This window comes from Kitasatospora sp. NPDC058184 (assembly GCF_042883725.1).
In the GTDB taxonomy this organism is placed as follows: Bacteria; Actinomycetota; Actinomycetes; order Streptomycetales; family Streptomycetaceae; genus Kitasatospora.
Genome location: NZ_JBHVVE010000006.1, coordinates 422,801 through 445,227, shown reverse-complemented (window position 1 = coordinate 445,227; position 22,427 = coordinate 422,801). Strand labels below are relative to the sequence as shown.

Annotated in this window: 22 protein-coding genes; 9 read left to right on the top strand and 13 right to left on the bottom strand. The window is 74.5% G+C overall.

Going from position 1 to position 22,427, the window contains the following annotated elements:
* The first annotated feature begins 86 nt into the window (after positions 1 to 86).
* From ACFVXH_RS15120 to ACFVXH_RS15110, 3 genes are all read left to right on the top strand, one after another.
* Positions 87 to 761 (top strand): hypothetical protein, encoded by a 675-nt coding sequence (locus tag ACFVXH_RS15120; protein WP_117486963.1) that lies wholly within the window; start codon positions 87 to 89, stop codon positions 759 to 761.
* Between the two features lie 153 nt (positions 762 to 914).
* Positions 915 to 1,718: a thioredoxin domain-containing protein gene (locus ACFVXH_RS15115; RefSeq protein WP_049659252.1), complete on the top strand. Its 804-nt coding sequence runs from the start codon at positions 915 to 917 to the stop codon at positions 1,716 to 1,718.
* A gap of 106 nt (positions 1,719 to 1,824) precedes the next feature.
* Positions 1,825 to 2,481, top strand: a complete 657-nt coding sequence (locus tag ACFVXH_RS15110; RefSeq protein WP_387823535.1) for a vitamin K epoxide reductase family protein — start codon at positions 1,825 to 1,827, stop codon at positions 2,479 to 2,481.
* A 7-nt stretch (positions 2,482 to 2,488) separates the two neighbouring features.
* Here the strand turns inward: ACFVXH_RS15110 and ACFVXH_RS15105 are convergent, their stop codons facing one another.
* The 4 genes from ACFVXH_RS15105 to ACFVXH_RS15090 all read right to left on the bottom strand — a co-directional run bounded on the left by ACFVXH_RS15105 (position 2,489) and on the right by ACFVXH_RS15090 (position 5,189).
* Entirely contained in the window at positions 2,489 to 2,989 is a 501-nt protein-coding gene (locus ACFVXH_RS15105) for an NUDIX hydrolase (RefSeq protein WP_117486965.1), read from the bottom strand.
* Positions 2,990 to 3,095: 106 nt separating this feature from the next.
* Positions 3,096 to 4,184 carry a serine hydrolase domain-containing protein gene (locus ACFVXH_RS15100; protein ID WP_387823532.1) on the bottom strand — a complete coding sequence of 363 codons (1,089 nt, stop codon included), beginning with the start codon at positions 4,182 to 4,184 and terminating at the stop codon, positions 3,096 to 3,098.
* 48 nt (positions 4,185 to 4,232) lie between these two features.
* On the bottom strand, positions 4,233 to 4,748 hold the full coding sequence (locus ACFVXH_RS15095; RefSeq protein ID WP_387823529.1) for a GNAT family N-acetyltransferase: 516 nt from the start codon (positions 4,746 to 4,748) through the stop codon (positions 4,233 to 4,235).
* 24 nt (positions 4,749 to 4,772) lie between these two features.
* Positions 4,773 to 5,189, bottom strand: a complete 417-nt coding sequence (locus tag ACFVXH_RS15090; protein WP_049660049.1) for an ankyrin repeat domain-containing protein — start codon at positions 5,187 to 5,189, stop codon at positions 4,773 to 4,775.
* Positions 5,190 to 5,587: 398 nt separating this feature from the next.
* Between ACFVXH_RS15090 and ACFVXH_RS15085 the strand changes: the two genes are divergently transcribed.
* From ACFVXH_RS15085 to ACFVXH_RS15075, 3 genes are all read left to right on the top strand, one after another.
* Positions 5,588 to 5,782: a hypothetical protein gene (locus tag ACFVXH_RS15085; protein ID WP_049660046.1), complete on the top strand. Its 195-nt coding sequence runs from the start codon at positions 5,588 to 5,590 to the stop codon at positions 5,780 to 5,782.
* A gap of 114 nt (positions 5,783 to 5,896) precedes the next feature.
* Positions 5,897 to 7,513 carry a hypothetical protein gene (locus ACFVXH_RS15080; protein ID WP_387823521.1) on the top strand — a complete coding sequence of 539 codons (1,617 nt, stop codon included), beginning with the start codon at positions 5,897 to 5,899 and terminating at the stop codon, positions 7,511 to 7,513.
* A 311-nt stretch (positions 7,514 to 7,824) separates the two neighbouring features.
* A complete protein-coding gene (locus ACFVXH_RS15075) occupies positions 7,825 to 8,199 on the top strand; it encodes an RNA polymerase-binding protein RbpA (RefSeq protein ID WP_049655293.1) in 375 nt (124 codons plus the stop codon).
* Between the two features lie 160 nt (positions 8,200 to 8,359).
* Here the strand turns inward: ACFVXH_RS15075 and fxsA are convergent, their stop codons facing one another.
* The 5 genes from fxsA to ACFVXH_RS15050 all read right to left on the bottom strand — a co-directional run bounded on the left by fxsA (position 8,360) and on the right by ACFVXH_RS15050 (position 13,310).
* On the bottom strand, positions 8,360 to 8,938 hold the full coding sequence (gene fxsA / locus ACFVXH_RS15070) for an FxsA family membrane protein (protein ID WP_074005174.1): 579 nt from the start codon (positions 8,936 to 8,938) through the stop codon (positions 8,360 to 8,362).
* Positions 8,939 to 8,993: 55 nt separating this feature from the next.
* Positions 8,994 to 10,640: an apolipoprotein N-acyltransferase gene (gene lnt / locus ACFVXH_RS15065; protein WP_387823518.1), complete on the bottom strand. Its 1,647-nt coding sequence runs from the start codon at positions 10,638 to 10,640 to the stop codon at positions 8,994 to 8,996.
* A gap of 95 nt (positions 10,641 to 10,735) precedes the next feature.
* Entirely contained in the window at positions 10,736 to 11,188 is a 453-nt protein-coding gene (locus ACFVXH_RS15060) for an N-acetyltransferase (protein ID WP_117486968.1), read from the bottom strand.
* Between the two features lie 42 nt (positions 11,189 to 11,230).
* A complete protein-coding gene (locus tag ACFVXH_RS15055; RefSeq protein ID WP_387823515.1) occupies positions 11,231 to 12,838 on the bottom strand; it encodes an amidohydrolase in 1,608 nt (535 codons plus the stop codon).
* A 31-nt stretch (positions 12,839 to 12,869) separates the two neighbouring features.
* Entirely contained in the window at positions 12,870 to 13,310 is a 441-nt protein-coding gene (locus ACFVXH_RS15050; protein WP_045694655.1) for an Lrp/AsnC family transcriptional regulator, read from the bottom strand.
* 229 nt (positions 13,311 to 13,539) lie between these two features.
* Here ACFVXH_RS15050 and ACFVXH_RS15045 point away from each other — a divergent pair, with 229 nt between their 5' ends.
* Positions 13,540 to 14,061, top strand: coding sequence for a hypothetical protein (locus ACFVXH_RS15045; protein WP_181970507.1), 522 nt, complete (start codon positions 13,540 to 13,542; stop codon positions 14,059 to 14,061).
* Between the two features lie 76 nt (positions 14,062 to 14,137).
* Here the strand turns inward: ACFVXH_RS15045 and ACFVXH_RS15040 are convergent, their stop codons facing one another.
* Complete coding sequence (locus tag ACFVXH_RS15040; RefSeq protein ID WP_049655285.1) at positions 14,138 to 15,301, bottom strand: acyl-CoA dehydrogenase family protein; 1,164 nt, start codon at positions 15,299 to 15,301, stop codon at positions 14,138 to 14,140.
* A 212-nt stretch (positions 15,302 to 15,513) separates the two neighbouring features.
* Here ACFVXH_RS15040 and ACFVXH_RS15035 point away from each other — a divergent pair, with 212 nt between their 5' ends.
* Entirely contained in the window at positions 15,514 to 16,170 is a 657-nt protein-coding gene (locus ACFVXH_RS15035; protein ID WP_074005168.1) for a uridine kinase, read from the top strand.
* A gap of 389 nt (positions 16,171 to 16,559) precedes the next feature.
* Positions 16,560 to 18,686 (top strand): AAA family ATPase, encoded by a 2,127-nt coding sequence (locus ACFVXH_RS15030; RefSeq protein ID WP_387823578.1) that lies wholly within the window; start codon positions 16,560 to 16,562, stop codon positions 18,684 to 18,686.
* A gap of 20 nt (positions 18,687 to 18,706) precedes the next feature.
* On the opposite strand, the gene ACFVXH_RS15025 is transcribed toward ACFVXH_RS15030, so the two are convergent.
* From ACFVXH_RS15025 to ACFVXH_RS15015, 3 genes are all read right to left on the bottom strand, one after another.
* Positions 18,707 to 19,693 (bottom strand): NAD-dependent epimerase/dehydratase family protein, encoded by a 987-nt coding sequence (locus ACFVXH_RS15025; protein ID WP_387823510.1) that lies wholly within the window; start codon positions 19,691 to 19,693, stop codon positions 18,707 to 18,709.
* A gap of 125 nt (positions 19,694 to 19,818) precedes the next feature.
* On the bottom strand, positions 19,819 to 20,865 hold the full coding sequence (locus ACFVXH_RS15020) for a hemolysin family protein (RefSeq protein WP_049651345.1): 1,047 nt from the start codon (positions 20,863 to 20,865) through the stop codon (positions 19,819 to 19,821).
* Entirely contained in the window at positions 20,862 to 22,205 is a 1,344-nt protein-coding gene (locus ACFVXH_RS15015) for a hemolysin family protein (RefSeq protein WP_387823507.1), read from the bottom strand. Before ACFVXH_RS15015 ends, ACFVXH_RS15020 begins: the two co-directional genes overlap by 4 nt.
* Between the last annotated feature and the right edge of the window lie 222 nt (positions 22,206 to 22,427).

The following is a 22,427-nucleotide window of genomic DNA, read 5'->3' as shown; positions in this document are numbered from 1 at the left end:
CTCGCAGGCTACTGAGCGCGCGTCAGCCGGACCAGGGACCTACGGGCCCTCGTGCCGGACGCGGAGGCCATGGCATACTCCGGAGCGTGACGACCTCCTCCCATGCGACCAGGGCCCTGCGGGCCGCGGTGTTCACCGCGCTCGCCGTGCCGATGGCCGCGTTGGGCCAGGTGGTCATCACGGGCCGTCCGCTGCCGCTGTCGCTGGTGGCCACGGCCGGTGCCGTCGTCTTCCTGGTCGCGACCGTGCTGGCCGGCGGGGAGCGGCGGTTGCTGCACATCTCCGGCGTGATGGTGCCGGTCGAGCTGCTGCTCAACACCACGTTCAACCTGGGCCAGGCCGGCTGTTCGCCGGTGCTGGCCGGTCAGGTGCCCGCACGCGGGGTGAACCTGCTGGTCTGTGGCGGCGGTTCGGTGGACGGCTCGCTGCTGAACGGCCCGCTGGGGCACACCGCCCAGTTGGCGCCCGCCGCGACCCAGCTGCTGCTCCTGCTGGTGCACCTGGTGATCGCGCTGGCGGCCTCCGCCTGGCTGCGGATGGGCGACGCCGCCCTGTCCGGCCTGGCCCGGGCGCTGCGCGCGCTGAGCGAGTCGCTGGCCGGCCCGCTGCGCGCCCTGGTCGTCCTGCTGCTCCCGGCCCCGGTCCGTCCGGTGCTGCGGGTGCCGCTGCCGGTGTCGGACCGCCCGCGGCCGCGCCGCGAGGACGTGGTGCTGAGCCCGGCGCCCCGGCGCGGTCCGCCCGCCTTCGCGCCTGCCTGCTGATCTCCGGCCTCATCTGATCATCCCCGTACCCGCCCGAAACGGGCCCGGTACGCCCGCAGGCAGTGCGCACGACTCCCGCGTTCACCGACCCCGCCGCAGCAGCTGCGGCTCCCCGCGCGCACCCGCGCGCCGCGTACAGGAGTTGACTCCCCCGTGTCCCAGGACAAGAACAAGAAGCGCATCAGTGCCCGCGAGCGGATCCAGGAGGCGCAGCGCCGCGAGCAGCAGGCCGCCAAGCGCCGTCAGCGGATCGTCGTGACGGTCTCCGCCGTCGTCGTGCTGGCCCTCGCGGGCGGTGTCGCCGTCGCGGTCAACTCGGCCTCGGACAAGAACGACAAGTCCTCTGCCGCCGCGTCCGCGCCGCTGGTCACCCCGGCCAACGCCTCCGGCCCGAACGGCACGGTGATCACCTACGGCAAGGCCGACGCCCCGCACACCATGGCGGTCTACGAGGACTTCCGCTGCCCGGTCTGCAAGCACTTCGAGGCGGCGAACGGCGAGACCGTCAAGAAGCTCACCGAGGACGGCCAGATCAAGGTGGAGTTCCACCTGGCGGCCTTCCTGGACAAGAGCCTCGGCGGCAAGGGCTCGCGCACCGCGCTGGCCGCCGTCGGCGCCGCGCTGAACGAGGGCGTGGACCAGTTCAAGGCGTTCCACGACGTGCTGTACGCCAACCAGCCGGACGAGCGCGAGGACGGCTTCGGCGACGTCAACCACATCCTGGACCTGGCCGGCCAGGTGCCCGGGCTGAAGACGGACGCCTTCGTGAAGGCGGTGACCGACAAGACCTACGCCCCGTGGGCGGCCAAGGTCGCCGACGCGTTCAACGACAGCGGCGTGACCGGCACCCCGACCGTCAAGGTGGACGGCAAGCAGATCACCCTGTTCGCCGGGAACGCCGTGGTCCCGCCGGAGCAGTTCACCGCGCAGGTGAAGCAGGCCGCCGGCCTCCAGTAGGCCGCGCCCCCACCCCCGCGCACCACCGCACCGTACGGCACCACCCGGCCCGGCCGAACTCCCGGCCGGGCCGGCTCCTCCCAGCCAGCCACCGGAGTGTGCTGCCATGTCCGCTGCTACCACCGTGCCCCCGTCCCGCTCCGCTCCCGACGACGCCGCCCGGGCCCGGGCCCCGATCGGCGCGAGCCGGGCCTACGCCTTCCTGCTGTTCCTCGGCGGTCTGGTCGGGCTGGCCGCCTCGGCGGTCCTGACCTTCGACAAGCTCCGCATCCTGGAGAACCCCTCCTACGTCCCCAACTGCAACATCAACCCGGTGATCAGCTGCGGTTCGGTGATGCGCACCGAGCAGGCGGAGGTCTTCGGCTTCCCGAACCCGCTGCTCGGGCTGGCCGCCTTCGGCGCGCTGGCGGCGATCGGTGCGGGGCTGCTCGCCGGTGCGGCGTACCGGCGCTGGTTCTGGCTGGGGCTGAACGCGGGCACCGCGGTGGGCGTGGGGTTCGCGCACTGGCTGATCTACCAGGCGCTGTACGACATCGGCGCGCTCTGCCCGTACTGCATGGTGGTGTGGGCGACGGTGGTGGTGCTGTTCTGGTACACCACGCTGCACAACCTGCGCTCGGCCGTGATCCCGGTGGGCCCGCGGCTGGGCGTGGTCGTCCGGGAGGCGGCGCGCTACCACTGGGCGCTGCCGGTGCTGTGGGCGGCGGTGATCGCGCTGCTGGTCCTCAACCGGTTCTGGTACTACTGGAGCACGCTCCTCTGACCGTCCGTCAGCCCACGTACCCGTCCGAGTGCAGCAGCGTGGCGGCGCCCGTCCGCCGGGCCTCCAGGGCCCCGGTGAGCCGGCGCGCCGCACCGGGCTGCAGCAGGACCACCGCCTGGGCCGGGGTGAAGTACCCGTGGTCGGCGATCTCCTCGACCTGCGCCCGGACCACCGACCCGGCCGCGACCGTCCCGCCGTCGAACATGAACTGCACGGCGGGGTGGGCGTGTTCGCCCTGGTCGGGGATGGCGTCGCGCCACTCCACGACGAGCAGCCGCAGCGGCCCGGCCAACAGCCCCGTCTCCTCGTACAGTTCGCGGGCGGCGCACTCGGCGGGCCCCTCCCCCGGGTCCATCCCGCCGCCGGGGAACTGCCATTGGTCGCGGTAACTGGCCTTCAGCAGCAGGACCTTGCCCGCCTCGTCGGTGAGCAGCACGCTGCACCCGACGTAGGCGCGCACCATCCCGGCGAGCCACTCCTCCTCCGAGAGTGCCCAGGTGTCCGTCATCGCGCCTCCTCCGCCGACCGCCGCCGTCGGGGACAATCTGCCGCGATCCCCGCCCGCCAAACGGCTGTTCGCGCCGAATCCACCCGAATGAGTGCCGGGGGCGGCCTCAGCCGAAGACGGCCCGCCGGAAGCCGTTGCGCAGCTCGGTGAGCCGCTGGATGTCCCGGTCGTAGTGCACCTTGTTGGTGAGCAGCAGGGCCCAGCGGCCGAGCCGCCGGGAGACCCAGAAGCCGGTGCCGGTGAAGCCGTAGTGGACGAAGGTGCCCTCGGCCGGTCCGGTGCCGGGGGCGTACAGCCAGGACAGGCCGCGGGCGGGGGCGAGGCCGCCGGTCTGCTCGCGCAGCGACTCCTCGATCCACGCCCCGCCCCAGGGCAGCCCGGGCGGCGGGGCGAGCAGCGCGGTGAGGAAGCGGGCGAGGTCGCGGGCGGTGGAGAAGGCCCCGGCGTTGCCGGAGACCCCGCCGAGCAGCCGGGCCGAGGGGTCGTGGACGACGCCGCGCAGGTGGGCGCCGGCGCCCTCCTCGTACTCGGTGGGCGCGGTGCGGGCGGCGAGCGCGGCGCCGAGCGGACCGTAGCGGGTGTCGGCCATCCCGAGCGGCCCCCAGGCCCACCGCTCGGCGAGCCGGTCCAGCGGCGCCCCGCCGAGGTCCTCGACCAGGTAGCTGAGCAGCACGGCGGCCCGGTCGGTGTACTCGACGGCCGCACCCGGCGGCCGGTGCGACGGGGCGGCGAGGACCCCGGCCCGGATCGCCGCCGGGTCGCGCCCGTAGAGCCGCTCGAAGCGGGTGTACGGGAGCATCCCGGCGGTGTGGGCCAGGAGTTGACGGACCGTCACCGCTCCGGCGGGGTGCCCGGCGGCGGGCGGCCACCAGGCGCCGAGCGGCTCGTCCAGCGGCAGCCGTCCGGACTGCCGCAGCACCCCGGCGCAGGGCCAGAGCGCGACCACCTTGGTGAGGCTGGCGAGGTCGTACAGGGTGTCCGGCCCGGGCCTCAGCCGCGCGTACGGCCCCTGCCCGAGCGCGCCGTGCCCGCCGCCGCCGAGCGCGCCGCCGGCGTCGCCGACGGCCCAGACGGCGCCCGCCCCGACGGTGCGCGCGCCGTCCTCGACCAGCCGGTCCAGCTCCCCGCCGGGCGCGGCCAGGCCGGGGAGCCGGTCGGCTCCGGGTGCGTCGGGTCCAGTCGCTCGGTGGCTCATCCGTCCCCCTCCTCGGGCCGACGGGAGCCTTCCCCGCGCGGCCGCGGCTCAGACCGCCGGAGCGAGTTCCTTGCCGAGGCAGACGCTCTGCGGGTGGTCCTTGTAGATGCCGAACTTCCGGATCGCGGCGTAGCCCTCGGACTGGTACAGCGCGATCGCCTCGGGCTGCTCGGTGCCGGTCTCCAGGATGAAGCGGGTACGCCCGGCCTCGACCGCGGTCCGCTCCAGGCGGCGCAGCACCGCGCGGGCCAGGCCGCGGCCGCGGGCGTCGGGGACCACGAACATCCGCTTCAGCTCGGCGTCACCGTCGCGCAGGCCGTCCGGGCCGACCTGCTTGGCCCGCCAGCCGCCGCAGCCGACCGGCCGGCCGGCCAGGTAGGCGATCATGAACAGGCCGGCCGGCGCCTCGAAGTCCTCGGGGTGCAGGACGGTCTCGTCCGGGTCGCCGTAGCGGCGCACGTACTCCTGCTGCACCTCCGCCGACAGGGCCTGGGCGTCGGGGTGGGCGTAGCCGGTGACACGGAACTCGACGGTGCCGGTGTCCTGGGCGGTGCTGGTGCTCATGGTGAAAAAGCCTACGATCCCCGCTCAGCGGACCTCGAACCGGGCGACCAGCTCGTCCTTGCCGAACATCCGGGCGGTGTCCACGGCGCTCGGGACACCGGCCCGGGGGTCGGCGCCGCCGGCCAGCAGCACGTCGAGCACGTCCGTGGCGCCCTTGAAGACGGCGCCAGCCAGCGGGGTCTGGCCGCGGTCGTTGGCGCGGTTCGGGTCGGCGCCGTACCGGAGCAGCTCCGCGACGGTGGCGGCGTGGCCGTGGTACGCGGCGAGCATCACCAGGGTGTCGCCGCGGTCGTTGGTGAGGTCGGCCGGGGCACCGGCCCCCAGGTAGGCGGACAGGGTGTCCGTCTCCCCGGCCCGGGCGGCGTCGAAGAGCTTCCCGGCGAGCGCGATCACCTCGGCGTCGGGGGCGTCGGCGGGCTGCTGGCTGGCGGCGTCGGTCATGGCGGGCGGCCTTTCCGGTCGGGTCGTCGGGCGGTCTCGGGGCTGCGCCCAGGGCACGGTAGCGGCCGGTGCCGCGACGGGCCAGCGGACGTCCGGGATCCGGATGACGGCCCGCACCCGCCACGACACGCGACCGCACGCGTTGCGCAGCCATTCGAGCGAACTTCCGGGACCCCCCGGAAACTTCCCACCCGCCGCCCGGGAATGCCTGGGCGCACCGAATCCCCGCGCGGCCCGGCCCCCACCCCGGCCGGTGCGCATACCGCCACCCGGCCGCCGGAACGGTATTGAACGGCAGAACCACCCATTTGCACCGTTCCATCATCTATTACTTTTTGTCACGATTAGTGCACTTTCCGTAACACCCCTGCTTGTCCCCACTTCCTGAGGAGCGGAACGTGATCCTCTCGATTTCCGGCATCGTCCTGTTCGGCACCATCGCCTTTCTCTTCTTCCGCCGGGACGGACTAAAGGTCTCCCACGCCATCGTCTGCGCCCTCTTCGGCTTCTACATCGCCGGCTCCTCGATCGCGCCGAGCATCACCGCGGGCGGCGCGAGCCTCGCCAGCCTGCTCAGCGGCATCAGGTTCTAGCCGCCACCTCCTCCCCCGCCGTACCGGCCCGGGCGCGGATCCCACACCGCCCCCGGGCCCCGTCGTTCCCCACCGCGCCCACCCCACCCGTCCCACCGCCCGGGGAGTCAAGGAATGCCGCTCCACCGCCACCTCAGCAAGGGCCGCACGATCGCCCGGACCGCCGGGGACCACGCCTCCGACATGTTCGCCCCGCTCTACGTCATCGGCCGCGGCCTGCGCCACCACGTCGACTGGGCCAGGTCCCGCTGGCAGGAGACCCCCAAGGAGCGCCGCGGCCCGACGCTGTTCCTGACCGCCGCCCTGCTGATCGGCGTCTACCTGCTGCCGCACGGCCTGCTGTTCGCCCTGATCGCCCTGATGGCCAGCGCCGCCTGGGCCGGCCGGGCCCCCAAGGCGGCGCCCGCACCGCCCGCGCCGGACGCCGCCGACGTCAAGCTGACCGCCCTCTACGCGGCGCTCACCCCGTACCTGTGCGGCCCCGAGGACGCCAACCCGCTGTACCACTTCGAGGGCGCCTACAAGAGCGCCTTCAGCGCGTGGGAGTTCGACGGCGAGAGCCGGCTCTCCCGGCTGGAGATGAGCTACCCGGCCTACTTCACCGACACCGAGCCGTCCTCCCGGGCCCGGATCGAGCAGGTGGTCCAGGGCAAGGCCGGCCGGGCCCGCGAGTACCGCTTCGACTGGGACGAGGAGTCCAACCGGCTGCGGATCACCGCGCTCGCCCCGCTGCCCACCGACATCGCCGCCCAGCGCTTCGTGGCCGCCCCCGGCGAGATCGTGCTGGGCTTCACCGACGAGGACGGCACCGCCCGCACCATCCCGGTCACCCGGGGCGGCACCACCGTCCAGCAGCCGCCGGTGGTCTGGCGCACCGGCCCGCGCTCCTCCGAGCCGCACCTGCTGGTGCTCGGCGTCACCGGCTACGGCACCTCCAGCCTGCTGCGCTCGGTCGCCCTCCAGGCGCTCCCGTACGCGGACCTGGTGGTGGTCGACGGCGCGGGCACCGGCGAGCACGCCTGCCTGGTGAACCGGCCCGGCGTGCACACCGTGGAGACCAGCCTGCACGGCGCGCTGGCCGCCCTGGACTGGGCCGTCGGCGAGACCGAGCGCCGGCTCGCCGCGCTCAACGCCGCCCGGCACGCCGGCACCGCCCCGCCCGAGGACGTCACCCGGCCGCTGTGGCTGCTGCTGGACCACCCGACCGAGCTGAGCGAGCTCGCCCAGGCCGAGGGCCGCCCCGACCCGCAGGACCTGCTGGAGCTCCCGCTGCGGCACGGCCGGGCCGCCCGGGTCACCGTGGTGGTCGCCGACGACCTCGCCGCCCGGGACCGGCTCACCGCCACCGTCCGCACCACCACCCGGGCCCGGGTGGTGCTCGGCCCGGCCGGCCCCGACGAGGGCCGCGACGCGCTCGGCGCGCCGCTGGACATCGTGCCCGCCTCCCACGCCCCGGTCGGCCGCGGCTACGCCCGGATCGGCAACGGCGCCCCGCTCCGCCTCCAGGTGCCCGCCACTGTTGACCCGCTGGACGACGAGGCCCCGGCCCCGCTGCGGGACGCGGTGATCGCGCTACTGCCGCACCGGGACAGCCGCACCGAGGCGGCCGCCGCCGCACCGCCCCGCCCGGACCGCCCGCCGGTGGTCCCCGCCGCCGAACCGGCCGCGCCGGCCCGTCCCGTCGACCTGGCCAAGGGCGAGCCGATGATCCGTTCACGGCCGATCTCCTGACCGCCGGGCCGGACCCGTCCCCCGGGCCGGTTCCCCGGCCCTCGACCGGGGGCGGCGACCACCGCCGAATCCCGTCCCGGTACGCTCGTCACGGAAAGTCCGCACGATCACCAGATGTGAAATACGTGACACCTGGGGTGATATCACCGGCCAGATGTGACAAATCGGGCGCAGGTGGGTACAAACAGGGGCGGCACTACAGACGACGCATGTCCCGGGACGGGAATCTTCGTCGGAAGCCGAGCGTTGACCGAACGACGAAGAACAGCGACCACTAGTCCTGTGGGCCATAAGCCCGGGAGGCACGATTCATGAGCGAGCGAGCTCTCCGCGGCACGCGACTCGGGGCCACTAGCTACGAGACCGACCGTGGTATCGATCTGGCTCCCCGCCAGACCGTCGAGTACGCATGTCAGAACGGACACCGTTTCGAGGTTCCTTTCTCGGTCGAGGCCGAGATCCCCGCGACCTGGGAATGCCGCTTCTGTGGACAGGAGGCGGCGCTTCTCGACGGCGACGAGCCGGAAGAGAAGAAGATCAAGCCGACGCGCACCCATTGGGACATGCTGATGGAGCGCCGGACGCGCGAGGAGCTGGAGGAGGTGCTGGCCGAACGGCTGGCCGTGCTCCGCTCCGGCGGGATGAACCTCGCGGTACACCCGCGAGACACCCGTAAGAGCGCCTGACACATCGCTCCCGCCCCGTGCGGGAGGACGCGAAAAGGGACCCTGGTCACCAGGGTCCCTTTCGCGTTGCCCACGGACGGGCGCAGGTGCCGTCCGCGCGACGAGCCCCCGAGGGGCGGGGTGTCCGCCCCTCGGGGGCTCGTACGTCGTGCCGGTCCGGTCAGCCGGCGATCGGCGGGCGGTAGGTGGTGTCCGGGCCCTGCGGGCCGCGCGGGCCGTCCTCCGGGTCCACGACCTCGCCCTGGACCACCTTGCCGTCCGGGCGGTGGATGCGCAGCTGCTCCTGGAGCCGCATCGCGTCCGCGAACGGGTCGGCCCCGGCGGCGGAGGTGCTGCGCAGCGCCTTGTCCGCGGCCCGGCGCCCGACCGCCCGCCACAGCGCCCGGGTGGGCGGGAAGAGCAGGGTCAGGGCCACCAGGTCCGTCAGGAAGCCGGGGACGATCAGCAGCAGGCCGGCCAGCACGGTCATGCTGGTGCCGGTCTGCGGCTGCTGGGACTGCGGGTTCTTGCTCTGCTCGATCGCCGCCGACAACGCCTTCAGCCCGGCCCGCTTGATCAGCGAGCCGCCGATCAGGACGCCCGCGACGAGCAGCAGCACGACGGTGAGGCCGCCCAGCCAGGAGCCGACCTGGACCAGCAGCCAGATCTCCAGCACCAGCCAGGCGGTGATCAGCAGCGGCAGCACCCGGCGGAGCCTGCTACGCGGGGCCGGACGGGTGGGGGTAGCTTGCTGGGTCACGGTACGAATCCACTCCAAGCGGTGCTCTTCGCGCCGCACGGGAGGTCCGGGCCGGCTACGGCACCACCTGGTCCAACGATTCCTGCCCGGCCGGTGTTCCGGACGGGGCCTTCCGGCGGCGGCCGACCAGCACCGCCGCGCCGCAGGCCAGCAGGCCGCCGACGGCCAGCGTCCACTCGGGGGCGGCGCCGACCCGGTCGGCCACCGTGGTGCCGTCGCGCAGCGGGACGGTGGCCGACAGCTCGGCCGCGGTCAGCTCCTCGGTGCGCTGCCGGACGCTGCCGTCCGGGCCGATCACCGCGCTGATGCCGCTGGTGGCGGCGATCAGCACCGCCCGGCCGTGCTCGACGGCCCGCAGCCGGCTCATCGCCAGCTGCTGCTCGGGCTGGCCGGTCTTGGCGTAGGTCGCGTTGTTGGTCTGGACGACCAGGACCCGGGCGCCGCTGTCCACGGTGTCGCGGACGATCTCGTCGTACGCGACCTCGAAGCAGATCACGTCGCCGATCCGGGCCGGGCCGAGCTGCATCACACCGTTGTGGTCGCCGGGGTAGAAGTCCCGGGCGACCCGCTGGAGGCGGGTGATCACCTTCATCAGCTGGGCGCGGAAGGGCACGTACTCGCCGAACGGGACGGGGTGCTGCTTGGTGTAGGAGGCGCCGGGGCCGGTGACCGGGTCCCAGACGATGCCCTCGTTCTGGACGTGCTGCGCGTCCGGGCCGTCCACCAGGGTGCCGACCAGGGTGGGCACGCCGATCGCCTTCACGGCCTCGTCGATCCGCTGGCGGGCCAGCGGGTCGCTGAACGGGTCGAGGTCGGAGGAGTTCTCCGGCCAGATCACGATGTCGGGGCGCTCGACCTTGCCGGCCCTGATGTCGGCGGCGAGCCGCTCGGTGGCCGCGGCGTGGTTGTTGAGGACCATCATCGGGCGGCCCAGGAAGTCCATCCCCGGGTTGGGCACGTTGCCCTGGACGATGGCGACCTTGACGGTGTCGTCGGCGGCCGTGGGCACCGGGACGAGGTAGCCGGCCAGCAGCGCGGCCACCGCCCCGAACGCCGCCAGCGCGGCCGCCTTCGGGGCCCTGCCGGGCCCGCGCAGCCGCAGGGCGGCCCAGGCCAGCAGGGCGCCGGACAGGGCGACCGCGAAGGTCACCAGCGGCGCGCCGCCGAGCGCGGCCAGCGGGGTGTACGGGGTGGCGGTGTTGGCGAAGGCGAGCCGGCCCCAGGGGAAGCCGCCGAGCGGCAGCCGGTCGCGGGCCCACTCCTGGGTGATCCACAGGCAGGCCGTCCAGAGCGGCCAGGCGGGCAGCCGGGAGGTGACGGCCAGGGCGCCGCCGAGCAGGGCCAGGAACAGCGCCTCCACGACCGACAGGCCGATCGTGGCGTCCCAGCCGACCACCCGCAGCCAGCTGAGCAGCATCAGGAAGAACGGCAGGCCGAAGGCGAAGCCCGTCCACAGGCCCTGGCGGAAGGTGCGGCCCCGGGTGAGCAGCGACAGCGCGGCGACGCCGAGCAGCGACAGCGGCCACAGGTCGTACGGCGGGAAGGCGAGGGCCAGCAGCAGGCCGGCCAGGGCGGCGAGGCCGGTGCGCGGGAGGCCGGCGCGGACCTTGGCGAGCGCACGGGCTCCGCGGCTCGCCCGGGGCGCCGGCTCCTGCGGCTCGGGGACGGCCTCGGGCCGTTCCTGGGTGACGGGAGTGGCCACCGGCGCACCATCTTCCTGGGGCTTGCTGTTCGGACGCTGTGCGAAGAAGGTACCCCGGAAGGTCGGAGGCCCGTGAGGTCAGGGTGGTAGCGGGGTCAGCGCGGGGTGTAGCGGACCTCCCGCAGCGGCCAGTGCCCGGCGAGCCAGTCGGAGACGGCGCGGTACAGCGGGGCGTCCAGGTGGGCGCGGTCGGCCCGGACCCAGGAGCTGACCGAGACCGCGGACGGGTCCTCGCGGTCCGGGTAGATGTAGACGCAGCCGATCACCTCGTCGCGGTCCGGCTCCAGGACGGTGTAGGTGAAGCCGGTGCGGGCCTCGAAGTCGGCGGCGTGCCGGCGCAGGTCGTCGAGGTTCCGCTCCGGCGGCATCCCGTCGGCGGGCGGCCAGCCGCGGCCGGCCCAGCCGGGGGTGGCGCGGATGTGGGCGATGGAGCCCGTCCAGGCGGCGTGGTCGGAGGCGTTGTGCCGCTCGCCCAGGGGTTCCAGGCGGAACTCCGGGGCGAGCAGCTCGCGCGGGACGGTGAAGTCGGCGGGTACCAGGTCGGTCATGGTGATCAACCTAGGAGGCGGCGGCCCGCCGATCCACGGGGTTTACCGCTGGTACACCGTGCGGCCGCGGACGACGGTGCGCAGGCAGGTCGGCAGCGGGTGGCCCGGGGTGAGGTCGGGCAGGCCGGGGGTGCCGGAGCGCGGGTCGGTGGACCAGCCGGCCACCCGGGAGTCGGGGGCCTGGACGACCAGCTCGCCGGCCGCCCAGATCGCGTAGCTGGCGACCGCGCCGGGGACCAGCACGCCGTCCTGGTCCCGGCCGACGGCGCGCCAGCCGCCCCGGGTGTGGGCGGTGAAGGCGGCCCGCACCGAGATCCGGTGCTCCAGGGTCCGGTGGAAGGCCGCCGCGCGGACGGTGCCCCAGGGGTCGAGCGGGGTGACCGGGGCGTCCGAGCCGAAGGCCAGCGGGACGCCGGCCCGCAGCAGCGCGGCGAAGGGGTTGAGGGCGGCCGCCCGCTCGGCGCCCAGACGCTGGACGTACATGCCCTCGGGCCCGCCCCAGGCGGCGTCGAAGGCGGGCTGGACGGAGGCGGTCAGGCCGAGTTCGGCGAAGGCGGCGACGGCCTCGTCGTCCAGGGCCTCGGCGTGCTCGACGCGGTGGCGCAGGGCCTTGACCCGGTCGGCGCCGACCCGGACGCCGGCCTCCCGGACGCCCTCGATCACGGCGGCCACGGCCGCGTCGCCGATCGCGTGGAACCCGGCCTGGAGCCCGGCCCCGGTGCAGGCGGCGACGTGGTCGGCGACCTGCCCGGCGGTCAGGTAGGCGGTGCCGGTGTGCCCGGCGTCCGCGTACGGGGCGTGCAGGCAGGCGGTGTGCGAGCCGAGCGCGCCGTCCACGAAGAGGTCGCCGCCGGCGCCCACCGCACCGAGCCGGCGGGCGGTCTCGACACCGCCCAACTCGCCCCAGTAGCCGAAGACTTCGGGCCCGTCGCCGCCAGCGGCGAGAGCCAGCAGGGCGGCCAGGTCGGCCTCCGAGGAGATCTCCGGGCCGGCGCACTCGTGCAGGGCGCCGATGCCGAGCTCGGCGGCGCGGGCCAGGGTGGCCCGCTGGGCGCGGCGGCGCTGCTCGGGGGTCAGCCGGGCCAGCGCGGTCCGCCGCACGACGTGGTGGGCGTCCCTGGTGAGCGGGCCCTCGGGGTTGAAGCCGGGCGCCTCGGCCAGGCCCTCGGTGAGGTCGCGCAGCGCCGTGGTGGCGAGGGCGGAGTGCACGTCGGTGCGGGAGAGGTAGAGGGCGGCGCCGCGGGCGGCGGCGTCGAGCTCGGCGAGCGTGGGCGGGCGGCCCTCGGGCCAGCCGCTCTCGTCCCAGCCGTGGCCGATCAGCACCCCGCCGGGCTCGGGCCGGGCGTCGACGAAGGCGGTGACGGCGGCCAGGGCGGCGGCCAGCGAGGGGCTGCCGGTGAGGTCGAGGCCGGTGAGCGCCAGGCCGGTGGCGGTGGCGTGCACGTGGGCGTCCACGAAGGCGGGGGTGACCAGGGCGCCGTCCAGCTCGACGATCTCGTCGGCGGTCGCGGCGTACGCCTCGGCGGCGCCGTCGCTGCCGACCCAGGCGACGTGCCCGCCCTCCACGAGCATCGCGGTGGCGAAGGGGTCGGCGGGGCTGTAGACGGCGCCGCCGCGCAGCAGGACGGTCCGGGGAGTGCGTTCGGTCATGCGGCCAAGTCTGCACCCCGCCCGTTCGGGGTCAGAGCTTCGGGGGTCGTGCCTCGTACGGGGTGGACAGGACGACGGTGGTGCGGGTGGAGACGCCGGCGGCGCTGCGGATGCGGGCCAGCAGGTCCTCCAGGTCGCCGGGGGCGCCGACGCGGACCTTGAGTATGTAGTTCTCGTCCCCGGCGACGCTGTGGCAGGCCTCGATCTCGGGCAGGCCGGCCAGCCGTTCGGGGGTGTCGTCCGGGGCGCTCGGGTCGAAGGGTTTGACCGAGATGAACGCGGTCAGCGCCAGGTCGACGGCGTCGGGGTCGATGATCGCGGTGTAGCCGCGGATCACCCCGCGCTGTTCGAGGCGGCGCACCCGCTGGTGCACCGCCGAGGTGGACAGGCCGGTGGCCTTGCCCAGGTCCGTGTAGCTCATCCGGCCGTCTTCGAGGAGCAGCTGGACAATGCGTTGGTCGAGATCCTCCACAGTGCGCAAACCTACCCGGTCGGGAGCACGGGGGGCGCACGCGGTGGCACGGGGAGGGATCGCAGGTACCGGGCGGGCACATGCCGGGCGAATGTGGCGTCCGGTGTGGCCAAGGACACACCCGGTGCATCACGGTGCACGGGACCGCAGGGTTATGAGTCCTGATCACAGGGAAGTGCTGGTTGTGGCCCTGGACGACCACGCCGGGCCCGATCCTAGGGGGATCCTCATGCCTGCTACTGACCAGCGTGTGCTGGGCGCCGACGAGACCGACGATATGACCGACCGCGAGGACCTCGCGGTCGATTACATGCCGGGCACCGACCCCGGCGAGGCGGAGAACTGGGACATCTTCCGGGTCGACTGCCCCGAGTGCCGCCGCCCGATCGCCCTGGTGGCGGACGAGGACCGGCTGCCGCAGCACGCGCTGCTGCCGACCGCCTGGAACCCCTTCGCCCCCGCGATCTGCCCGGGCTCGGGCACCCCGACGGACGACCTGGCCGAGGTCGAGGCCCCGGAGGACGCCGAACCGGCCCGGATCGACGCGCTGTTCAAGCTCCCGACCGGGCTGGACTGGCGCACCCAGCCGTTCTCGCACGCCGTCGCGCACCGCCCGGTGCGGCTCGCCGCGGTCGGCCAGGCCGCTCCGACCGCGCCCGCAGCCCCGACGGTCGCGACGATGCGGGCCGCCATCCCCGAGCAGCGCCGCCGTCGTCCGGCGCTGACCGCCCGTACCGCCAAGGCGAGCTGACGCTCCGCCGGGAACGCCTCCGGCCGTCACTCCGCACCCTGGAGTGACGGCCGGAGGCCGTGGAGAGGGAAGGCCGTCAGGCCTTCGTGAGGTGGCGGCCGATCACCAGGCGCTGGATCTGGTTGGTGCCCTCGACGATCTGCAGCACCTTGGCCTCGCGCATGTAGCGCTCGGCCGGGAAGTCCTGGGTGTAGCCGTAGCCGCCGAGCACCTGGACGGCGTCGGTGGTCACCCGCATCACCGCGTCGGTGCAGAACAGCTTGGCCATCGCCGCCTCCTTGGAGAACGGGCGGCCGGCGTCCCGCAGCCGGGCGGCGGAGAGGTAGAGCGAGCGGCCGGCCTCGATCTGGGTGGCCATGTCGGCGAGCATGAAGGACAGGCCCTGGAACTCGGCGATCGGGCGGCCGAACTGGCGCCGGGTGCGGGCGTAGTCGACGGCGAGGTCGAGCGCGGCCTGGGCCACCCCTATCGCACAGGCGGCGATGCCGAGGCGGCCGGAGTCCAGCGCGGCGAGCGCGATCTGGAAGCCCTGCCCCTCCTCGCCGACCAGCCGCTCGCGGGGCACCCGGGCGCCGTCGAAGTGCAGCTGCGCGGTCGGCGAGGACCACATGCCCATCTTGTGCTCCGGCGGGGCCGCGGACAGGCCCTGCTGGGTGCCGGGGACCAGCAGGCAGCTGATGCCCTTGGGGCCGTCGACGCCGGTGCGCACCAGGGCGCTGTAGAAGTCGGCCTGGCCGCCGTGGGTGATCCAGGCCTTGGTGCCGTTCACCACGTACGTGTCGCCGTCGAGGTCGGCGCGGGTGCGCAGCGCGGCCGCGTCGGAGCCGGACTGCGGCTCGGAGAGGCAGTAGGCGCCGAGCTGCTCGCCGGAGAGCATGGCGGGCAGCCACGTCTCGCGCTGCTCGTCGGTGCCGAAGGTGGCCAGCGCGTGGCAGGACAGGGTGTGCACGCTGACGCCGAGGCCGACGGCCAGCCAGCCGGCCGCGAGCTCCTCCAGCACCTGCAGGTACACCTCGTAGGGCTGGTCGCCGCCGCCGTACTTCTCGTCGTACGGGAGGGAGAGCAGGCCGGCTTCGCCGAGGGTGCGGAAGACCTCCCGCGGGAAGCGGCCGGCGGCCTCGTCCTCCGCCGCGCGCGGCTGGAGCTCGCGCTGGACCAGGTCCCGGGTGAGGCCCAGCAGCTCGCGGGCCTCCTCGGTGGGCAGCTGGCGCTCCACGGCTTTCACAGGGGAGGGGGTCATGGCGGTGGTCGCCTCCTCGATCGGGGCGCGGGACCGAGGTGTCGGCCGGTCCGGCGTGGGTGTGGCTGGTCGGACCGACCGGCACCGGGTTGCGGTGAACGGCCGTTCACAGTCGTGGCGAAGGCGAGTATGCCCGAAACCCGCGCTGCCGTCACGACCTGCACATATGAACTGGACGCAGTGGCGGGCTACGGCACCGTAGGGTTGACGTTGTGGCTGTATCCGAACCCCTCCCGACCCGATTCCGGCCCGCTCCGGACGACCGGCTGACCGCGCTCGCGGCCGAGTTGCGAGCACTGCCGCCCTCCTGCGGGCCGGTGCGGCTGGTCGCGGTGGACGGCCACGCGGGCTCCGGCAAGACCACCTTCGCCGGACGGCTGGCGGCGGCGCTCGGCGGGGCCCCGGTGGTCCACCTCGACGACCTGGCCACCCACCGCGAGCCCTTCGGGTGGACCGGACGGCTGCGCGAGCAGGTGCTGGAGCCGCTGGCGGCCGGGCGGGACGCCGAGTACCGGGTGTACGACTGGACGCTGCGCCGCTTCGCGGGCACGGCCGCGGTGCCGGCCGCCCCGGTGGTGCTGGTGGAGGGGGTCGGCGCCGGGCGGCGGGCGGTGCGGCCGTGGCTGGCCCGGGTGATCTGGATGGAGCTGGACGCCGTCTCGGCCCGGCGGCGCGGGGAGGAGCGGGACGGGCCGGAACTGGCCGAGTTCTGGGCGGGCTGGGCCCGGGCCGAATCGGCGCATTTCGCCGCCGATCCGAGCCGTCCGCACGCCGTGACGCGGGTCGACGGGGTGACCGGCCGGATCGCCCCGGACACCGTCGGTGAATCTTCAACCAACGCCTTGACCTGCGACATCGCCAGGATCTAGGTTCTCCTCAGCCACCGGAACACCAGATTCCGGTTGCCTCGGACCCGGCGCCCCCGGCTTGTTCCCCCGTGAGCCGGGGACGCCGTCCGGTCCCCTTCCGAAACCCGCTCCCCCGCCGCCCGTTTCGTCGCCCGGCCGCTCAACGGCCGCTCGTGCGATCGCATTTGCCCCTGTGCGGCACCCTTCCGGATCAGCGCCGCGCCGGTACGATTCCTGGCAGGCGCAGTTGCGCCACAGGGGGTCGACGACCACCGGCCAGGCTAGGCGCAGGCAACCCGCCGGCCGAGCCCCGGGCCGCACCGCGGGGGGCGTGAGTGACGACGGTGGACAGTTCCGACAGCACGGCGGGCGGGCCCGACCGGCTCGCCGACCGCGCCTGGCTGCGCGCCATGGACGCGTACACGGCCGGTGCGTACACCCGGGCCGAGGAGGAGTTCCGGGCCGCCGTCCGGCTGGACCCGGGCATGGCCGACGCCTGGCTCGGACTGCACGCGCTGCGCAGCGACACCTCGGCCGCACTGCTGGCCATGTACCGCAACCAGAAGCGGTTCGGCGAGCAGCGGCGACTGCACCGACGGCCGCTCAGTTCCTGGTACTGGCTGGGCTGGTGGGTGCAGCCGGTGCTGGAGGACGCCCGCGACCTCGCGCTGGCGCACGCCTCGCACTGGCTGGACGGCCGCCACCTGGCCGAGCTGGACCGGGCGTTGGAGCAGTGTCCGGCGCCCAGCGAGGACCCGTCCGCCCGCTTCCTGTACGCCTGCCGGTCCTACCTGCTCAAGGACTGGGAGCAGCTGATCCGGGACACCGACCGCCTGCTGGACGACCCGCTGCTCGGCATCGAGGCCGGGCTGTTCGCCGGCATGGCGCGGGTGCGCCTCGACATGTGCGCCCAGGCGCAGGCCCCGCTGGCCGCCTCGCTGGCCCGCTGCCGCTCCGAGCAGCCGCAGCGCAAGGAGCTGCGGTACTGGCTGGCCCGGGCGTACGAGGGGGCCGGGCGCAGCGCCGCGGCGCTGCCGCTCTACCGGGCGGTGCACCGGGCGGACCCGGCGTTCATGGACACCGCGACCCGGCTGACGGCCATCTCGGCCGAGGACGCGCTCGCCGACGGCCTCGTGGACGCCATCGCGGACGGGCTCGCCAACGGGCTCGCGGACGGGCTGACGGCGGGCGGGAGCCCGGGTGCGGCCGACGCCGCCGCACCGGGCGGGCCGGGTGCCGAACCCGGCTACCCGGACGACGCCGGATACCCCGAACTGCCCGGGTACGGGGAGGAGTTCGCGGACGCGGCCGGGCCTGGCGGCGCGACCGTCCCCGGCGACGGGCTGTCGAGCGACGGAGTGCCCGGCGGGCTGTCGAACGACCTGCTGTCGAACGGCCTGGCGTCGAACGGCTTGGCGTCGAACGGCGGCGGACCCTCGGTGGACGCCGGACTGGTGGACGGCCCCCCGGCGGACGGGGCCCTGGCCGGCGGCGCCCTGCTGGACGGGACCGCGACCGGCGGTGCCCGGCTGGACGGCGCCCCGGCCGACGGCGCTCCGCAGGCCGCCGGGGAGCGCTCCGGCTCGGGCGCCCCGACCGGCCCCGCCGTACCGCCGCTGCCCGCCCTCGGCCGGGTGCAGCCCCGGACCGCCGCCGTGCCGGAGCTCCGGTCCGCCGGCGACGAACGGGAGTTGGACGCGGCCCTGGCCGAACTCTCCCTGATGGTCGGCCTGGAGCCGGTCAAGCGCCAGGTGCGGGCGCTGTCCGCCCAGTTGAGAATGTCGCGGCTGCGGGCCGAGCAGGGCCTGCCCGTCCAGCCGCCGAAGCGCCACTTCGTCTTCTCCGGCCCCTCGGGCACCGGCAAGACCACCGTGGCCCGGATCCTCGGCCGGGTCTTCCACGCCCTCGGCCTGCTCTCCGGCGACCACCTCGTGGAGGCCCAACGCGCCGACCTGGTGGGCGAGTTCCTCGGCCAGACGGCCGTGAAGGCGAACGAGCTGATCGACTCCGCGCTGGACGGCGTGCTGTTCATCGACGAGGCGTACAGCCTCTCCAACTCCGGCTACACCAAGGGCGACGCGTACGGCGACGAGGCGCTCCAGGTGCTGCTCAAGCGCGCCGAGGACAACCGGGACCGGCTGGTGGTGATCCTGGCCGGCTACCCCGAGGGCATGAACCGGCTGCTCGCCACCAACCCCGGCCTCAACTCCCGCTTCACCACCCGGGTCGACTTCCCCAGCTACCGCCCCGGCGAGCTGACCGCGATCGGCGCCGCGCTGGCCGGCCGGGACGGCGACGGCTGGGACGAGGACGCCGCCGAGGAGCTGGCCAGCATCTGCACCCACGTGGTCCGCGAGGGCTGGATCGACGAGCTGGGCAACGGCCGGTTCATCCGCACCCTGTACGAGAAGTCCTGCGCCTACCGGGACCTGCGGCTGACGCTGCTGCGCGAGCCGCCGGGCCGGGAGGACCTGGCCACCCTGCGGCTGCCGGACCTCGTCCAGGCGTACGGGGAGCTGATCGACGGCCGGAGCTGATCCCCGCACCGGCCCCTTGCTCAGCCCCTGAGGAGCGCGGCCTCCCGCTCCCGGTCCAGCCCGACCCTGACCCGGTCGCTCCGCTGCGGCGCGCTGCCGCCGATGGACCGCAGCCAGGCCCAGGTGGACTCGACGGTCTCGGCGACCGGGCGGCAGCGCAGCCCGGCGCCGAGCGCGCGCTCGACCGAGCCGGTGTGCAGGAAGTCGTACAGCTCGCCGGGCCCCAGCCAGATCGGCAGCTCGGTCCACGGCTCGACGCCCGCCGCGAGGATCCGCTCCGGGTCCGTCCAGCGCAGTTCGGCGTCCGAGCCGGTGGCCCGTACGCAGGCCTCCAGCAGCTCGCCCATGGTGGCGTGGCCGGACGGGCCGACCAGGTTGTACGGGCCGCCGAGCCGGGCCGCCGAGGCGTCCAGGAGCCAGGCCGCGAGGTCGCGCACGTCGATGTACTGGAGGGCCAGGTCGCGCGGCCCGGGGGCGAGCACCGGGCCGCCCTCGGCGATCCGGTTGAGCCACCAGGGCAGCCGGCCGATGTCCTCGTGCGGGCCGATGATCAGCCCGGCCCGGGCGAGCAGCGCCCGCCCGCCGAACTCCGCCTCCAGCGCCAGCTCCGCGCCGCGCTTGGCCTCGGCGTAGGGCACCTCGCCGGTGAGGTCCGGGGAGGAGGCGACCACCGGCGCGGCCTCGCCGGCCCCGGCCACCAGCGGGTGGTCGTACACCGACCGGCTGGAGACGTAGGCGTAGTGGCCGACCCGGCCGTTCAGGAGGCGGGCGCTGTCGCGCACCGCCGCGGGGGCCCAGGACCAGGTGTCCACCACCGCGTCCCACTCCCCCGTGCCGAGCGCCGCGAGGCCGTCCGGCGCGGTGCGGTCGCCCGTCAGCACCCGGACGCCCCCGGGCGCGGGCTGCGTGCCGCGGTTGAGGGCCGTCACCTCCCAGCCCCTGGCCAGCGCCTCCTCGGCGACGACCCGTCCGACGAACCCGGTTCCACCCAGCAGGAGAAGTCTCATGCCGACCACCCTGCTACCAGGGTGGCCGGCATGGGAACGGGTGCATGCTCAGGGCAGAATCGCCAGGAGCGGACACGCCGTCGGCGAAAGCCGGAACTCTCCGGGGAGGCGCCGGCCGACGGGCGTCAGGCCGTGGCGCGGTGGTCCGGGTCGTGCATCTCGCCGACCAGCTCCTCCAGCACGTCCTCCAGCATGACCACGCCGAGCGTGCGCCCGTCCTGGTCCAGCACGGCGGCCAGGTGGCAGGTGGCCCGGCGCATCGCGCCGAGGGCGTCGTCCAGCGGGAGGCTGCCGCGCAGCACCGTGATCGGCCGCCACAGGCGGGCCGGGACGGGTGCCGAGGGGTCGTCCACGTCGAGGATGTCCTTGAGGTGGACGTAGCCGAGGTAGCCGTGGCCGGCCGGGTCGCCGTCGGTGACCGGGAAGCGCGAGAAGCCGGTGCGCAGCGCCAGCTCCTCGACCTCGGCGGCGGTCGCCTTGGTGTCCACGGTGACCAGCTGCTCGGGCTTGAGCAGCACCTCGGTGACCGGGCGGCGGCCCAGCTCCAGGGCGTCCTCCAGGCGCTCCTGGCGGCTCTCGTCGAGCAGCCCGGCGTCCCGGGAGTCCGCCAGCAGGTACATCAGCTGCTCGGTGGTGAAGACCGACTCGACCTCGTCCTTGGCGTCCACCCGGAACAGCTTCAGGATGCCGTTGGCGGAGGCGTTCAGCGCCCGGATCACCGGGGCGAGCCAGCGGGCCAGCCGGTCCAGCGGCGGGCCGAGCCAGAGCGCGGCCTTCTCCGGGCCGGCCATGGCCATGTTCTTCGGCACCATCTCGCCGAACACCATGTGCAGGAAGACCACGAGGGCGAGCGAGATGCCGAACGAGAGCGGGTGCATCAGGCCGGACGGGACGCCGATCGCGTGGAACGGGCCCTCCAGCAGCGAGGCGATGGTCGGCTCGGCGAGGGCGCCGAGGCCCAGCGAGCAGACCGTGATGCCGAGCTGGGCGGCGGCCAGCATCGCCGAGACGTTGGACAGCGCGTGCAGCACGGTGCGGGCGCGCTTGTGCCCGGCCTCGGCGAGCGGCTCGATCTGGCTGCGGCGCACCGACACCACGGCGAACTCGGCGCCGACGAAGAAGGCGTTGCCGAGCAGGAGCAGCAGCGCGACGGCCAGTTGCAGGGCGGTCATCGGCCCTCCTCCCGGTCCTCGTCGAAGCGCGCGGGCGCGGTGGTGCGCTCCACCCGGACCTCGGTGGTGCGGTGGCGGTCGACACCGGTCACGGTGAACCGCCAGCCGGGCAGCTCGGCCTGCTCGCCCACCTCGGGGAGCTTGCCGAGCAGGTCGGCGACCAGGCCGGCCAGGGTCTCGTACGGACCGTCCGGGGCGTTCAGGCCGATCCGCTCCAGCTGGTCGATCCGGGCGCGGCCGTCGGCCTCCCAGACCGGCAGGCCGTTGACCGGCGGCAGCGGGAACAGCTCGGGGTGGTCGTCGGGGTCGTGCTCGTCCTGCACCTCGCCGACGATCTCCTCGACGATGTCCTCGACGGTGACGACGCCGGCGGTGCCGCCGTACTCGTCGACCACGATGGCCATCGGCTGGAGGCGGCGCAGCTGGTCGAGCAGCCGCTCGGCGGGCAGCGTCTCGGGCACCAGCAGCGGCGGCGAGGCCAGCTCGGCGACCCGCACCAGGCCGCGCCGGGCGGCCGGGACGGCCAGGGCGTCCTTGAGCGTGACGATGCCGGTGACCTCGTCCAGGCTGTCGGTGTGCACCGGGAAGCGGGACAGGCCGGTGGCCCGGGTCAGGTTGATGACGTCGGAGGCGGTGGCGTCGCGCTGGAGCGCGGCCACGTCGACGCGCGGGGTCATCACGGACTCGGCGGTCAGCTCGCTCAGCGCGAGGGTGCGGACGAACAGGGTCGCCGACTCCTCGTCTATCGCGCCGGCCTTGGCCGAGTGACGGGCCAGCGAGACCAGCTCGTCGGGGGTGCGGGCGTGCCCCAGCTCCTCCTGCGGCTCGACGCCGAAGGCCCGTACGGTCCGGTCGGCGGTGCCGTTGAGGAAGCTGATCAGCGGGCGGCAGACCCGGGAGAAGGCCATGTGCGGGGCGGCGACCGCGCGGGCCACCTGGAGCGGGCGGGAGATCGCCCAGTTCTTCGGCACCAGCTCGCCGATCACCATCTGGACGACGGTGGCCAGCACCATGCCGACGATCACGGAGACGCCGCGGGCGGCCGAGTCGGGCACGCCGATGCCGGACATCACGGGTGCGAGCAGGGTCGACAGGGCCGGCTCGGCGAGCATGCCGACCACCAGCGAGGTGACGGTGATGCCGAGCTGGGCGCCGGACAGCTCGAAGGAGAGGTGCCGCAGGGCCCCGGCGACGCGGCGGGACTTGGCGTCGCCCGTCTCCGCGGAGCGTTCCACCTCACCGCGCTCGACGGTCACGAAGGCGAACTCGGCAGCCACGAAGAGGCCGTTGGCGAGGATCAGGAGAACGGCTGCGAGCAACAGCAGCCAGGCGGTGATCACAGTGCCGCCTGCCTTCCGGGGAGCGGAAGCGAGGCGGCGCAGGTACTACCGGACGGATCGTCCATCGAGGGGGAGTGTCACTCCTCTGGTCGGGTTCGGGCACTCGATTTTCGGGCAGGGCGAACTTTGCCCTGCTTTTACCAGCGTAGACCATACCCGGATGGGCGTAGGAAGCCCGTTCGGCCCGCCGGGGGCGGGGAACCCCAGGTGGGGGGCGTCCGC